General features: G+C 59.6%; 13 protein-coding genes. 5 read left to right on the forward strand and 8 right to left on the reverse strand.

All coding sequences use genetic code 11. The annotated features are described in order from the left end of the window. Positions 1-161: 161 nt before the first annotated feature. Both metC and AA105894_RS00800 read right to left on the reverse strand, forming a co-directional pair. On the reverse strand, positions 162-1385 hold the full coding sequence (gene metC, locus AA105894_RS00795) for a cystathionine beta-lyase (protein ID WP_267310077.1): 1224 nt from the start codon (positions 1383-1385) through the stop codon (positions 162-164). Positions 1386-1398: 13 nt separating this feature from the next. Continuing rightward, on the reverse strand, positions 1399-2241 hold the full coding sequence (locus AA105894_RS00800; RefSeq protein ID WP_267310078.1) for a sulfurtransferase: 843 nt from the start codon (positions 2239-2241) through the stop codon (positions 1399-1401). A 94-nt stretch (positions 2242-2335) separates the two neighbouring features. On the opposite strand from AA105894_RS00800, the gene AA105894_RS00805 reads away from it, so the two are divergent. Both AA105894_RS00805 and AA105894_RS00810 read left to right on the forward strand, forming a co-directional pair. Then, a complete protein-coding gene (locus tag AA105894_RS00805; protein WP_188426896.1) occupies positions 2336-3391 on the forward strand; it encodes an AI-2E family transporter in 1056 nt (351 codons plus the stop codon). Beyond that, the gene (locus AA105894_RS00810) at positions 3388-4122 is read left to right on the forward strand and encodes an endonuclease/exonuclease/phosphatase family protein (RefSeq protein ID WP_267310079.1); all 735 of its coding nucleotides are present in this window, start codon (positions 3388-3390) and stop codon (positions 4120-4122) included. The genes AA105894_RS00805 and AA105894_RS00810 overlap by 4 nt, the downstream gene beginning before the upstream one ends. Here the strand turns inward: AA105894_RS00810 and cls are convergent. Then, positions 4106-5524, reverse strand: coding sequence for a cardiolipin synthase (cls, locus tag AA105894_RS00815; protein WP_373316695.1), 1419 nt, complete (start codon positions 5522-5524; stop codon positions 4106-4108). The two genes, AA105894_RS00810 and cls, sit on opposite strands and share 17 nt — an antisense overlap. A 78-nt stretch (positions 5525-5602) precedes the next feature. On the opposite strand from cls, the gene AA105894_RS00820 reads away from it, so the two are divergent. Next, on the forward strand, positions 5603-6382 hold the full coding sequence (locus AA105894_RS00820) for an arginyltransferase (protein ID WP_267310081.1): 780 nt from the start codon (positions 5603-5605) through the stop codon (positions 6380-6382). Between the two features lie 15 nt (positions 6383-6397). Here AA105894_RS00820 and parC read toward each other — a convergent pair whose 3' ends face one another. Continuing rightward, positions 6398-8620 carry a DNA topoisomerase IV subunit A gene (parC, locus tag AA105894_RS00825; protein ID WP_267310082.1) on the reverse strand — a complete coding sequence of 741 codons (2223 nt, stop codon included), beginning with the start codon at positions 8618-8620 and terminating at the stop codon, positions 6398-6400. 231 nt (positions 8621-8851) lie between these two features. Here parC and AA105894_RS00830 point away from each other — a divergent pair, with 231 nt between their 5' ends. After that, positions 8852-9562, forward strand: coding sequence for a bacteriorhodopsin (locus AA105894_RS00830; RefSeq protein ID WP_267310083.1), 711 nt, complete (start codon positions 8852-8854; stop codon positions 9560-9562). Further along, entirely contained in the window at positions 9549-10493 is a 945-nt protein-coding gene (locus AA105894_RS00835; protein WP_267310084.1) for a Brp/Blh family beta-carotene 15,15'-dioxygenase, read from the forward strand. The genes AA105894_RS00830 and AA105894_RS00835 overlap by 14 nt, the downstream gene beginning before the upstream one ends. On the opposite strand, the gene recO is transcribed toward AA105894_RS00835, so the two are convergent. The 4 genes from recO to AA105894_RS00855 all read right to left on the reverse strand — a co-directional run bounded on the left by recO (position 10473) and on the right by AA105894_RS00855 (position 13879). Continuing rightward, positions 10473-11282, reverse strand: a complete 810-nt coding sequence (gene recO / locus AA105894_RS00840) for a DNA repair protein RecO (RefSeq protein WP_267310085.1) — start codon at positions 11280-11282, stop codon at positions 10473-10475. The two genes, AA105894_RS00835 and recO, sit on opposite strands and share 21 nt — an antisense overlap. Before the next feature lie 33 nt (positions 11283-11315). Beyond that, entirely contained in the window at positions 11316-12221 is a 906-nt protein-coding gene (gene tsf / locus AA105894_RS00845) for a translation elongation factor Ts (RefSeq protein WP_267310086.1), read from the reverse strand. 104 nt (positions 12222-12325) lie between these two features. After that, on the reverse strand, positions 12326-13108 hold the full coding sequence (gene rpsB, locus AA105894_RS00850) for a 30S ribosomal protein S2 (protein ID WP_188426904.1): 783 nt from the start codon (positions 13106-13108) through the stop codon (positions 12326-12328). 261 nt (positions 13109-13369) lie between these two features. Beyond that, on the reverse strand, positions 13370-13879 hold the full coding sequence (locus tag AA105894_RS00855) for a hypothetical protein (RefSeq protein ID WP_267310087.1): 510 nt from the start codon (positions 13877-13879) through the stop codon (positions 13370-13372). Positions 13880-14041 lie beyond the last annotated feature (162 nt).

Here is a 14041-nt window from a genome sequence, read left to right on the forward strand (position 1 = left end):
CAGAAGATTTTACTTACACTTATATTTGTTAATATTGAATTTCTATTCACCAGCTATCAGGGCTTTTTATCTGTTTGGAAGGCCTAATTTGGGGGATTTTTTCTCACGGTTCACTGAGCCTCTCGACACGGAACGATGAGAAAACACCCGTATCTACATAATTATCCTGCCAAGGAAGCGCGCAGCACTTCCAGACCACCTTCGAGATCCGCGATGAGATCATTGGGATCTTCGAGCCCGATATGAAGTCTGAAACTCGGTCCTTCCGGCATCGCATCCGGCAGTGAACGCCTCACGCCGCCGGTTGTGGGCAGAACGAGACTTTCATACCCACCCCAAGAGGCACCAATGCCGAATAGCGCCAAGGCATCGATCATGTCGCGCATGGCGGCTACTGACAGGTCGGCGCGTAGTTCGACACCGAAGAGTGAACTCGCCCCTTCGAAATCACGCCGCCAGAACTCGTGGCCGGGGCATTCCTCGAATGCCGGATGCAGCACGCGCGCCACTTCCGGTCGGCCACGCAGCCACTGGGCCACGAGCAGAGCCGATTGGGCCTGACGCTCCAGACGCACTGCCATGGTGCGCAGACCGCGCAGGGTCAGCCAGCAGTCATCCGGCCCGGCAAGCTGGCCGATCTGGATGGCGGCATCACGCAGATCTTTCCAGAGCGCGCCATCGGCCACGGTAATTGCCCCTGCAATGACATCCGAGTGCCCGGCCGGATATTTGGTCAGCGCCTGGATAGAGACATCCACCCCGTGGCGGAAAGGCTGGAAAATGCCGATCCCCCAGGTGTTGTCGAGCATGAGCAGGGCGTTACGCTCATGCGCCACGCGCGCCAGCATCGGCACATCTTGCACCTCGAAAGTATGGCTGCCGGGGCTTTCAGCAAAAACCACGCGCGTATTGTCGCGCATCATCCCGGCAATCGTCGCTTCATTGGCGAGCGGCGCATAATAGCTGGTCTCGATGCCCAGGCGCGCAAGCATCGTACCCGCAAAACGCCGTGTCGGTCCGTAAACGGAATCCGGCAGAAGCAGATGATCACCAGCGTTGAGAAACGCCAGAAGGGGCAGAGTACAGGCTGCCAGCCCTGATGAGACCACCTGGCTATGAGTGCCCCCTTCGATCAGCGCGATCAGCTTTTCAAGCTCGTGCTGGATTGGCGACCCCATGGCACCGTAGATCAGCTCGTGCTCATGACTGCGCAGTCCCTGTTCCTTCATGGCGGCGAGGGATGGAAACAGGACGGTAGAACCGCGTGTCACAGGCGCGTTGACGAAGCTTCCTTCTTCAGGCGTCGGCTCGGGGCGACCACCCTGCACCAGAAGGGAGGACAGGCGCTTCCAGCCGGAAGTGACCTGCTTTGCGGTGTTTTCCACTCTCTCTTGTCTCCTAAGACGCTTCTATCGGGGTCGTGGGGTCGCTCCCCCACTCTGCCCATGACCCATCGTAAATCCGCCCCGGCGCAAGACCGGCTACGCGTAGCGCCATGGTCACTGTCGCCGCTGTCAGCCCCGAACCGCAGCTGGTGATGACGCGGCGTTGCCCGGCACCGAGGCTCTGCAAACGCGCCAGAAGTACCTCAGGCTGCACAAAGCAGCCCTGCGCGTCGATCAGATCGCTATAGGGCAGGCTGGACGCGCCCGGCATATGGCCACCACGGGTGTTCGGTCTTGGCTCCGGCACCTCCGCATGAAACCGCGCATGGCTACGCGCATCCAGAATTACCACATCCGGATCATTAAGCGCGTCAAGCACGTCACCCTTGCCTGCAAGCAGCGCATAGCGTGTGCGTGTCAGATAAGGGTCATGAGCTTTTGGAGCCGGCTCCGGAATCTCATGGGGATTCAGTCCGGCGCGGATGACGGCAGCCAATCCGCCATCGAGCACATGAACGGTATCATGTCCGAAAAGCGAGGCCATCCAATGGGCGCGACACGCGCCTATGCTGCCTTTCTGGTCGTAAAAAACGATGCCGGTCTCGCGGGTTATACCCAGCGCCGTCATGAACGACGCGAACACAGCCGCACCCGGCACCATATGCGGCAGACTGTCCGCCTTCTCGCATATCTCGTTGATGCGGAAACGATCGGCCTGCGGAAACGCTAGTTCATGAAACGCGGCCTCGAAATCCCCTTCCTGCCCGGGCAGAAGGATCGAGGCGTCAAGATAGCGGTAACGGCGCGCGGGAAGCGCCATCAGGGTTTGCACATCGATGAGGGGTGCCAGCGTCATGAACGGACCTTGCGAGAACCAGTTGAGGACCGCACGATAGCAGCCAGAAGCACGATCTGGTCAACTGGCGCGGCTGAGGGCCACGGGAGATTTTGTGACGACTGAACGCATCATGCTGGGATTGCTGCTTGTCGGTGTGGCCTATGGCTGCGGCGTCGTTCTGTGGCCCTTCCTTTCGGCCATTCTCTGGGGCGCCATTCTCACTTTCACGACATGGCCGCTCTTCAAGCGCCTGCGCCGCCACATGCGTCCCTCCCTTGCTGCCGTGACCATGATGGTCTGCAGCGCCATTGCCATCGTCATGCCACTGGCGCTTCTCACCTCCACCGGCATCGCTGACCTGCCCCTCATCATCGAAGGGATCAATTCAGAAATCGAGGCGCTGAGCCGTACCCACCCCGCACCGAACTGGCTGGCCTCCCTCCCCGCAATCGGCCCGCAATTATCGACCGCCTATCTGCACTGGAACCACGATGTCAGAGGCATCGGTGAAGCCCTGCATCCTTATGCCGGGCAGATAGCGCATTATGCCCTCAAGGCCCTGATGCAGATGGCAAGCGGTCTGGCCGAGCTGGTCATGGCGCTGTTCATCGCCCTGTTTTTCTGGATCAGCGGAGACTCGCTGGGGCGCGTCATTCATGCCGTCCTCACCCGCATCACGGGCAATTATGCCGACCGTCTCATCACCATCATTGGCGGGGTGATCCGTGGCACGGTTTACGGCATTCTCGGCACGGCCATCGTTCAGGGCGTGCTGACGGCCATCGGCCTGTTCATCTCCGGTGTGCCCGCCCCTGTGCTTCTGGGTGGCGTAGCCGCTTTTGTTGCCGTGTTCCCCGTGGGCGCCCCACTTGTCTGGGCGCCCGCCGCCATCTGGCTTGCCCTGCATCATCATCTCGGCTGGGGGCTGTTTCTGGCCGGTTACGGCATCATCTTCATTTCAGGCGCCGATCATATCATCCGTCCCGCGTTCATCGCGCGCGGTGCGCAGTTGCCCTATCTGCTGACCGTGCTCGGCGTTCTGGGTGGTGTGGTCACATTGGGTGGACTGGGCATTTTCCTTGGTCCAGTATTGCTCGGTGTCGGTTATACACTGACGACCGAATTCGCTCGTGGCGCCTATCAGACCGAAAAGAAAATGCTGCAATGAGCCAGTCTTTACTTCAGACAGAGCCAGACTCTTCCATCGCGGAGGCCGAAGCCCCGCGAATCGGTCAGAGTTTTACCATACTCAGCTGGAATCTTCTGCGCGCCGTCGGCGCCCCTCTTGACGAGGTCGTTGCCGTTGCGCGCAGCGTGAAGCCGGATATCTTTCTGATGCAGGAGGCTATCGGCACGTTTGACCGTCTTCCCCAGATACTGGGGGGGCATTATGCACGCATCCCCCTGCCCGACCGTATTCATGGTACGGCATGCTGGAGCCGCTTTCCTTTCGCCCGTCCCCCTGTCTCCTGTGCCCTGCCTTCAGGAGTGATGGTGAAGCGCACCGCGCAGCTGATCGATTTCGGCTCGTTTTCCATCGCCAATGTTCATTTGTCGCACGGGCAGATCCTCAACCGGCGCCAGCTTCGACGCATTGCCCCCATGCTGCGTCACAATGCGCTCGTCATGGGCGATTTCAATCTCATCGGCCCTACCCTGATGCCCGGCTTTCGGGATGTCGGCCCCAGAGAAGCGACGCATCGCATGGCGGATGTGCTGCCCATTCGCATTGATCGATGCATGGTGCGTGGCATGACGCCCCTTGAGACCGCGGTTCTGCCCAATCAGAGCTCCGACCATCATCCTATCCGCGTGACATTGCGCCTCGATGCGCCGGACAGGCATCGAGGCTTCTTTCAGCGGCTCAAGGACAGGCAGCAGCTCAAAGATAAGGGCTGAAAAGCCTGACCAAGGCGTTACGGACCTTGCGAACGATGCTCATGCTGTCGAGCGCATGATGGGTCAGGCGTCTCGTGCGATGGCGCTCCATGAACGCATTGAGTTCCTGCGCGACTGACTCGCTGTAGATTTCAAGGTTGATCTCGAAATTGAGCCTCAGGCTTCGGGCATCGATATTGCTGCTTCCCACAAACGACCAGGCCTCATCAACCACCATCAGCTTGGCGTGATTGAAGGGCGGGCGGCTCATCCAGACACGGCACCCTGCTGTCAGGAACGGGGCCAGACTGGCATCGCGGGCATAATCGATCAGCCGGTGATTGCTGCGCTTTGGCAGGATGATATCGATCTCGACCCCACGCAGGGCAGCCAGACAAAGCTCTGAAACCAGACGCTCATTGGGCAGAAAATAGGGCGTCATGAGGCGCACGGAGCGCCGTGAAAGCGCGATGGCCTGAAGCATCGAGAATTCGATCTTTTCCAGATCGTTATCCGGCCCCGACGTCACGACACGCATCGGTATGTCGCCCTGACGTTCCAGCTCGGGAAAATAGACCTCGCCATCGAGCTGCTCACCGCAGGTAAATGACCAGTCCCGCGCAAAAGCCTCTGACAGCTGATGCACTACCGGGCCCTCGAGACGAAAATGCGTATCGGCAACAGGATGCTTCGTTCGCAGACGACGCAGATTCTCCTCGCCAATATTGAGGCCACCCATGAAGCCGATCCGTCCATCGATGATCAGCATCTTGCGATGGTTGCGCAAATTGATGAACGGCATCTTCCAGGGCAGGAGCGAATGCATGAAGCGATGACAGGGAATGCCTCTGGCATGCAGCGCCCTGGCAATGCCTGAAAAGAAATACCCGCCCCCGATACCATCCACCAGAACATGCACCGCAACGCCCCGGGCATGGGCGAGCGCCAGCGCCTCGACAAACTGGTCGCCAATACGGTCGGCCCTGAAAATATAGGAGCAGAGGAGAATCGACACGCGGGCAGACGCGATATCCTCGAGCATGCGCGGATAGATATTGTCGCCGTCATGCAGGCAGGTAATGGCGTTACCGCCCAGAAGGGGGCGCTCGGTCAGTTTGCCCACCATGCGTGCCAGTGGCTCGAAATCACCCTTCAGACGATAACGGGCATGATAGGCCAGCCCCCGGTCGCGCCAGTGATGATCGCTTACCAGTCGCCGGGCGAGACGCCTGACGCGATTGATGCCGAACATGAGATAAAGCAGGGCCCCGCAGACCGGCATGAGCCAGCTGACGCCTATCCAGCCGGCACAGGCCGCCGTGTTCTGTTTCGTTCTCAGAACATGTAGCGTGACCGCCACGGCAAGACAGACCCGCAGGACGATCATGAAATAGTCAAAAAGCGTGATAGGCCAGCTCATCACTCATTACGTTAGCGTATTCGGCCGAAATTCAAAGGCCACCATCTTGCAACGATAAAATTCATCGTAAAATATGTAAGGATGGAGGAGCATCACTCAAAGACACCGGATAACGCAGGGGAGGAAGAAAGGGTGGTTATGTCGGCACATCGTCCACAGCTTTTCTACACGACCCAACCCTCCCCCTGCCCTTATCTGCCAGGGCGCATCGAGCGAAAGGTCATGACCGAGCTCACCGGGATCGATGCCGATCTGCTGCATGACCGGCTGTCGCGCGCAGGTTTCAGACGCAGCCATGGCATTGTCTACGCGCCGGTCTGCCATAACTGCCAGTCCTGCATCCCCATCCGGCTGCCCGTTTTCGAGTTCGAGCCTGACCGCACCATGCGGCGGATCAGACGGGGTCTCGCTGATCTGACAGTGGTGGAACGACCCATCGTCGCCACCATTGAGCAGTATGACCTGTTTCGCGCCTATCAGGAGCAGCGCCACATCGATGGTGACATGGCGCTCATGGGGCTCGACGATTATCAGGCCATGATCGAGACCAGCCCGATCGAGACAAGTATTTTCGAGTTCCGCGCGAGAGAAGGCAGACTTGTCTGCGTTTCTCTTGTCGACATGCTCTCCGACGGATTGTCGGCGGTCTATACCTTCTATTGCGTCGATGACCTTCAACGCTCGTATGGCACGGCCTCGATCCTCTGGCTGATCGAAGAAACCGCCCGACGCGGCAAGCCCTATCTCTATCTCGGCTACTGGGTGCCTGGCAGCGCCAAGATGGGGTATAAATCGCGCTTTCGCCCGGCAGAAATCCTCAAATCCGGGCAGTGGCAGCGTCTCGCCATTCAGGAAGACTGAACGGCAAGGCTCCTGTCAGCCACGCGATGCGGGTTTGCGCGTCATCCATTGAGGGGCAGCCTTGCCCTGATCGGCGCGCTTGCCTGTAATCGAGGCGAGATCTGCTTCACTGCGCGGCTTCTGCCCCTCATGCCAGACCAGCCCCTCGGTGCTCGAGAACACACGCAGGTCGACCAGACGCTGACCCGGCGGGAGTTTCTGAATGGTGACGCCCATGCCCTTGGTCATCTCCGGCAAGGCTGAGACCGCAAATGACAAGGCCTTGCGATTGCTGCCCATGGTCACGATCTGGTCGCCCGTCACAGCCACGCAGAACGACGCGCGGTCACCGTCACGCAGGGTGAGCACCTGCTTGCCCGTACGCTTTTCTGCCGCCATGTCGACATCGCGCACCACCATGCCTCGCCCGCTCTCGCTTGCCAGGATATGGCGGCCGTTCTCGTCGAGAACAAAGAAGGTGACGATCTCTTCTTCCTGCGGCAGATCGGCCAGAACCCGGATCGGCTGGCCAAAGCCACGTCCACGCGGCAGATCGGCTGCCTTGAGCGTGAAGACACGCCCCCCGCTCACCAGAAGACATAGTCGCTCGGTGCTCTGACATTCGAGCGAAAGGCCGAAAGCATCGCCTTCCTTGAATTTATGGCTCTCCGGGTCGATGCCATGCCCCTTGATCGCCCGCACCCAGCCTTCACGCGACAACAGAACGGTCAGCGGTTCGCGATCGACCTGGATGGCAGCACTCAGATCGATCGGCGCGGGGGGCGCGGCAATCTGCGTACGGCGGGCGCCAAGCGCGCCATCGCCAAAGCGCGCTGCGGTCGCTTCAAGCTCCTTGCCGATACGGTTCCAGCGCTTGCGCTCACTGCCCAGCAGCCCTTCAAGGCCTGCCTTCTCTTTGAGCAGCGCATCGCGCTCCTTGCGGATCTCGATTTCCTCGAGCCGGCGCAGCGAACGCAGACGCATGTTCAGCACATATTCGGCCTGCAGCTCTGTCAGGCTGAAGGCCAGCATCAGCTCGGGCTTGGGCTCATCGCCTTCGCGAATGATGCGGATGACCTCATCCAGATTGAGATAGACCGCCAGAAATCCTTCGAGAATTTCAAGGCGACGCTCTACCGCGCTGAGACGGTGATTCGAACGACGAACGAGCACGATTTCACGGTGATCGAGCCAAGACTGGATAACCTCCCGCAGCCCCATGACACGTGGCACACGATTGGCATCCAGCACGTTCATGTTCAGGCTGAAGCGGCTCTCAAGCGCTGTGACGCGAAAGAGCGTCTCCATCAGCACTTCAGGCTCGATACCCTTGGTCTTCGGCTCAAGAACAAGGCGGATATCGGTCGTGCTCTCATCCCGGATGTCGGCAAGCAGCGGCAGCTTCTTCTGCTCCATCAGCTCGGCGATCTGCTCGATCAGACGCGATTTCTGCACCTGATAGGGGATTTCGGTCACGATAACGGTCCAGGTACCGAAACGTCCCTGTTCGACGTCCCAACGCGCCCGCGTCCGGAAGCTGCCGCGCCCGGTCTCATAGGCTGCGCGCATGCTCTGCGCTTCCTCGATCAGCACGCCGCCTGTAGGGAAGTCCGGCCCGGGCATATACTGCATCAGCGTTTCGACGGGCGCCTGCGGGTCGTCAATCAGATGACGCGCGGCACGGCAGATTTCGGCAGCATTATGGGGCGGTATGCTGGTCGCCATGCCAACCGCAATACCGGCAGCCCCATTGGCCAGCAGATTGGGGAAAGCGCCCGGAAGCACAACGGGTTCGGCGTCTTCGTTATCATAGGTCGGGCGGAAATCGACGGCGTCGTCCTCAATACCCTCCAGCAGCGCCTTGGCGACTTCGGTCAGACGGGATTCGGTGTAACGCATGGCTGCCGCGTTATCGCCATCGATCGAGCCGAAATTGCCCTGCCCCTCGACAAGCGGGTAGCGCACGGCAAAATCCTGCGCCAGACGCACCAGCGCCTCATAAACGGCGGCATCGCCATGGGGATGGAACTTACCGATGACGTCACCCACCACGCGGGCGCATTTCTTGAAGCCGGAGCTCGGGTCCAGCTTCAGCTGCTGCATGGCGTAAAGGATGCGGCGATGGACCGGCTTCATCCCGTCACGCACATCCGGCAGGGAGCGTGCCATGATGGTCGACATCGCATAGGCGATATACCGCTCGCTCAGCGCGTCGGCGAGCTTCGTATCCTCGATATGTCCTGCCAGATCCTGACTCATGCCACGCCCTTTCGTTTCAAGGCAGATAAGGCGGCGCGAGGGGCGCTGTCCAGAGCAAATACCCCGTTTTTGTTCCCATCTTCATCGCACCGGGCCAGGGTCACGATTTGCCCGTCCTGCCCCGTGATCGCGCAGCTGTCAGAGAAAATAATCATGTCAAGTTAAGAGATTTACAACTTTATGTGTCAGGCGCCGTTCATCGCTCTCCTCTTCCTATGAAAGACAGCGATTATGACCCTGACGGTTCTCTGGCTGACTGCCCTGATCATGTTTGCCGGTGGGACGGCCCTGCTTGTGCTCGGCAAGCGCCGCACGGAAACCGAAGGGGTAATGAGCCTTGCCCATGGTATCGTGCCCATCATCGCTGGATGCCTCTACGTCGCCATGGCGACCGGACAGGGCGCCATGCTTCTCCCGACGGACGCCACTCTGGCAGGCGCCGCCAGCACGACCCGCATCTTCTGGTTTGGTCGCTATATCGACTGGGTCTTCACCACGCCGCTTCTTCTGGTTGGCCTCGGTTTTCTGGGCATGTTCCACGGCCGCAAGCGGGGCGATCTGCTGCTGGGTGCGGTCTCGGCAGATGTGATCATGGTGATCACGGCTTTCGCATTCAGCGCATCGGAAAACATCGTCAGTCGCTGGATCTGGTTCCTGCTGTCCTGCATCGCCTTCCTGGGCGTGTATTACGTCATCTGGGTCTCTCAGCTCGAGGCGAACCGTCTCGAACGCCCTGAAGTGCAGAGTGCCTATATCCGCAGCGCCACGATCCTGTCGGTACTGTGGATGGTCTACCCGATCATTCTGGCTCTCTCGCCCGACGGGCTGGGCATTGTCCCGGACTCCGCCAGCGTCCTGGTGATTGCGGTTACCGATGTTCTTGCAAAGGTCGGGTTCGGCTTCATCAGCCTGTCGGATGACCGGAAGCTTGCGAGCATCTGACCGTGTCTCGTCCGGCGCGCCCCTTGTGAGCATGACCGGACGCCACGACCCTTTTCTACGCCTCTACTGGGGCTGCGCCGTGATACTCGCCGCAGCCACGATCCTGACCAGCAGCACATTACTGGCCCTTGCGGCGATCATTCTTTTCGGGCTGCCCCATGGCGCCCTCGATGGTGAAATGGCGCGTCAGATCCTTCGCCCCCGTTACGGAGCGGCGTGGTTCATTCTCTTTGCGCTCCCTTATCTCGCCCTGCTTGCCCTCGTACTCGTTCTGTGGCGCCTCTATCCGCCTGCAACGCTGACTGGTTTTCTTGCCCTCTCCCTCTGGCATTTCGGAAGCGAGACAAGGGAGAACGGCACACCGATACTCAGCGCACTGGTTTGGGGTGGCGCATCACTCATCCTGCCAAGCGTTTTTCACCCGGCGGCAACAGCCTCCCTGCTGAGCGCGATGGCGCCACCAGTGCATCTCACCTCCCCGCCCTTCTGGTTGGTCTGGCTTTTCCCGTTCTGGGTCATGGCAGCAAGTGCCTGGCTTGGCGCAACCCCTTGCGAGAAACGTTTGGAGAAACTGGGATTGCTCTGCGGGCTGAATGCGGTGTTTGTCGTGTTGCCGCCTCTGCAGGCGTTCATGATCTATTTCATTTTCCAGCACGCGCCGGCTCATGTCGCGACGCTTGTGGAAGACAGGCGATGGGAACGCCTGGTCTCGGCGCGAGCAGCGTTACGCTACAGCCTGAGTCTGACGGTAGCGACGCTGATTATCGGCGCCTTGCTGATCCCGTTTTATACTGGCCCCATGGTAGAGCGGCTGCTGTCCCTCACCTTCCAACTTCTGGCGGCGTTGACGCTGCCCCATATGGTGTTCGACTTCCTGACAGGCCGAATAGAAGAAGAAGCGCAGCGCTGTTCAGCCATCCGCCCCGTCTGACGGCGATAGCGAAGCATCCTCCTGCTCGCCCTCTTCATCAGCTTTCGGCATAACCAGCGCTTTGACGCGCATTTCCAATCGCTCCCGCGCGCCAGGAACAGGCCGATGTCGTGCGCCAAACAAATGACGGGCGAGAAAATGCCCTGTCAGGGCAAGGCCCTGCGCCCAAAGTATCGGGTCATCAGCGCCCTCATCGCCACCATCCGGACGGAGATAGGCAGGAAGTGGCAGAAGGCGGTCGGTCCAGATTCCTGCCCCTTCCACACTCACGGCGCGGCCGGTTTTAGGGGAGACATAGCGCAGCCCATCCTGCACGCCAGTCACTGCGCAGAAATCGAGCGTCAGACCATAGCCGAGCGTGGCAAGAAGCGCCGTCTCCCAACGGACGTAATCGATTACCGGCGCCGGGTCGGCCAGCACGCAGAAGGCGGTCAGGTCGCGTATCGTCCGCAGAAAGAAATCAGGATGGGGTTCACGATCCGGCAAGGCGGAATCGGTCAGTTCGGCAGCGGCCTGAACGAGGGCAAGCTGCAAGGGGCGATCAAGAAGCCTGACGGCTGTTTCCTGCACCATTTCCCCAGTCAACTGACCAAGCTGGTCAGACAGGCGTGAGGCATAGCGGGCCAGAATGAGATTGCCCGGTTGCCAGAGCGCGGCCTGACGCCGTGACGAACCGCCACGCACCAGACCGGCAATGCGGCCATACTCTTCGGTGAAGAGATGGACCACCGCCCCGCCCTCGCCGTAGCGGCGGGCAGAGAGGACGATCGCGGCGCATTCAAAATTCATGCGCCGCGCCCGATTTGAGGCCTGATCAGACGATCAGACGCCAGCAGCAGCGGCCACTTCAGCGGCGAAGTCGCTGGTTTCCTTCTCGATGCCTTCACCGAGCTGGAAGCGCTCGAAAGCCACGAGCTTGGCACCGGCCTTCTCGACAACCTTGGCAACGCGCGTCTCGCCGTCATGCACCCAGACCTGCTCCAGAAGAACGACTTCCTCGTAGAACTTGCGGATACGGCCTTCGATCATCTTCTCGATGATGGCTTCCGGCTTGCCGGACTCACGAGCCTGCTCGATCAGAACCTGGCGCTCACGCTCCAGAGCTTCCGGATCGACGCTGGCCACTTCGAGAGCTGCCGGACGGGTTGCCGCGACATGCATGCCGATCTGACGGCCCAGCGTCAACAGGGCTTCGGATTCCGACGGTGCTTCGACAGCTGCCAGAACGCCGATCTTGCCAACGCCCGGACGCAAGGCGCTGTGGACGTAGGAAGCGACAATGCCCGAAGGAACGGTAAGCACCTTGGCGCGACGCAGCGACATGTTCTCACCGATCGTGGCGATCAGGTGGGTCAGCTCTTCTGCAACCGTGCGGCCAGAGGCCAGCTTTGCCTGCGACAGGGTGTCGAGATCGTCACCGGCTTCGAGTGCTGCATGAGCTACGGCCTCGACGAATGCCTGGAACGCTTCGTTGCGGCCCACGAAATCGGTCTCGGCATTGACTTCGACCATAGCGGCCTTGTTCTTGCCGGAAGCAACGGCCACGAGGCCTTCTGCCGTGGTGCGGCCAGACTTCTTTGCAGCCTGCGACAGTCCCTTGGCGCGCAGCCAGTCGATGGCGGCATCCATGTCGCCAGCAGCTTCGGTGAGGGCCTTCTTGCAGTCCATCATGCCGGCGCCGGTCTTTTCGCGCAGGTCACGAACGAGGGCAGCAGTGATTTCCGCCATGTTCCATACTCCTTCAGGAATGAAACGGCGCGCCGCAGCCTTTCAGCCGGGCACGCCCAAAATAGTCAGATGCCGGGAGAGCCCGAAAGCTCTCCACAGGCAGATCAGGCTTCAGCCGGAGCTTCTGCCGTCGTTTCCTCAACAACCGTCTCGACCGGCAGTTCTTCAGAAGCACCGAAATCAACGCCCGAAGCGGCCATTTCAGCCGAAATGCCGTCCAGAACCGACTGCGCCACGAGGTCGCAATAGGTGGTGATGGCGCGGATAGCGTCGTCATTGCCCGGGATCGGGTAGGTCACGCCAGCCGGGTTGGAGTTGCTGTCGAGAACAGCAATAACCGGAATGCCGAGCTTGTTGGCTTCTTCAACAGCCAGCTTTTCCTTGTTCGTGTCGATCACGAACAGGATGTCGGGCAAGCCGCCCATTTCCTTGATGCCGCCGAGCGAACGCTCGAGCTTCTCGCGGTCACGGGTGATGTCGAGAATTTCCTTCTTCGTCAGACCATGCGTGTCGCCGGAGAGCATCTCGTCGATCTGGCGCAGACGCTTGATCGAACCGGTGATGGTCTTCCAGTTGGTCAGCATGCCGCCGAGCCAGCGATGGTTGACGTAGTACTGGCCGCAACGGGTTGCTGCTTCAGCAACGTGCTCGGCTGCAGCGCGCTTCGTGCCGACGAACAGCACGCGACCACCACCGGCAACCGTGTTGCGAACGGCCTGAAGGGCGCGGTCGAGCAGGGGAACGGTCTGCTGCAGGTCGATGATGTGAACCTGGTTGCGGACACCGAAGAGATACGGTGCCATCGCCGGGTTCCAGCGACGCGTGTGGTGACCAAAGTGAACGCCGGCTTCGAGCAGCTGACGCATGGTGAATTCGGGCATCGCCATGATGCAAATTCCTGTTCTTCTGGTTGTGCCTCCGTATGACTTCGCCAGCCTTGCAGGCCGACACCAGATAGTCTGTCGTCATACGTGCGAATTGCCCTTCCCTCACCGCGACGACGCGGCAAAAGGGATCAGACGGGCGCGGTATGGCTTTTTCCGCGGCAAAAAGCAAGAAGGAAGCGACTTTGCGTTTGAAAACAGCAGTTGGAGCCCATACCCAGGTCGATCTGGGTCACGTAACATGACCCTTTCCCTGCCAAAGCCTCAGTGTTCGGCCAGGGACATCTTGAAAATCTCATCAGTCAGCAGGGTTTTCCCCGCCTGTTTCAAGGGTGGCACAGGAGGCATCATTGAGGGGTTGGTCGGATATTCATGCCCATCGAACCGAAGATAGGCGTCGTAACATCGGGTAATGCCGCCACCACACACCATGACACTCATATCGTGCCATCCATTTGTCCTGGCATCCAGAACCCTGACAGGTGGTTTGGCAACGGTTATCCTAGAGACCACCCGGTACCCATGGCCATGCAGCGACAATACAAAAAGGGTGCAACCGCCACTGCCACAGAAGTCAGCTGAATCGCCCCCCTCCTTTGAAGCAATGGCATATATCAGCGCCTCCTGTGTCCCATCGCTGTCGAGATCGGCCAGTGCCACGCCATATCGTGCAAGTCCCTTATCCGCGATAAATTTGGTTACTCCCTCGGGAAGGGGCTTGTCAGCAAGCGCCGCGCCCGTGGAAGAGAACAGGACCACGGCAAAAGCCGCCATTGCGCTTAAGCGACCCAATCTTCTTATTCCTTCACTTATATTTGCGCCACTCCCAAATATCACTGGGTATTTCATATATTTATAAGCAAATAAATCGATCTGAAGAGATAAATATCACGCAACATTATTTTATCACAGAAAATATTACAGCCTCCTCGCAAA

It is taken from the genome of Asaia spathodeae NBRC 105894, from assembly GCF_025994195.1.
Taxonomy (GTDB): domain Bacteria; phylum Pseudomonadota; class Alphaproteobacteria; order Acetobacterales; family Acetobacteraceae; genus Asaia; species Asaia siamensis.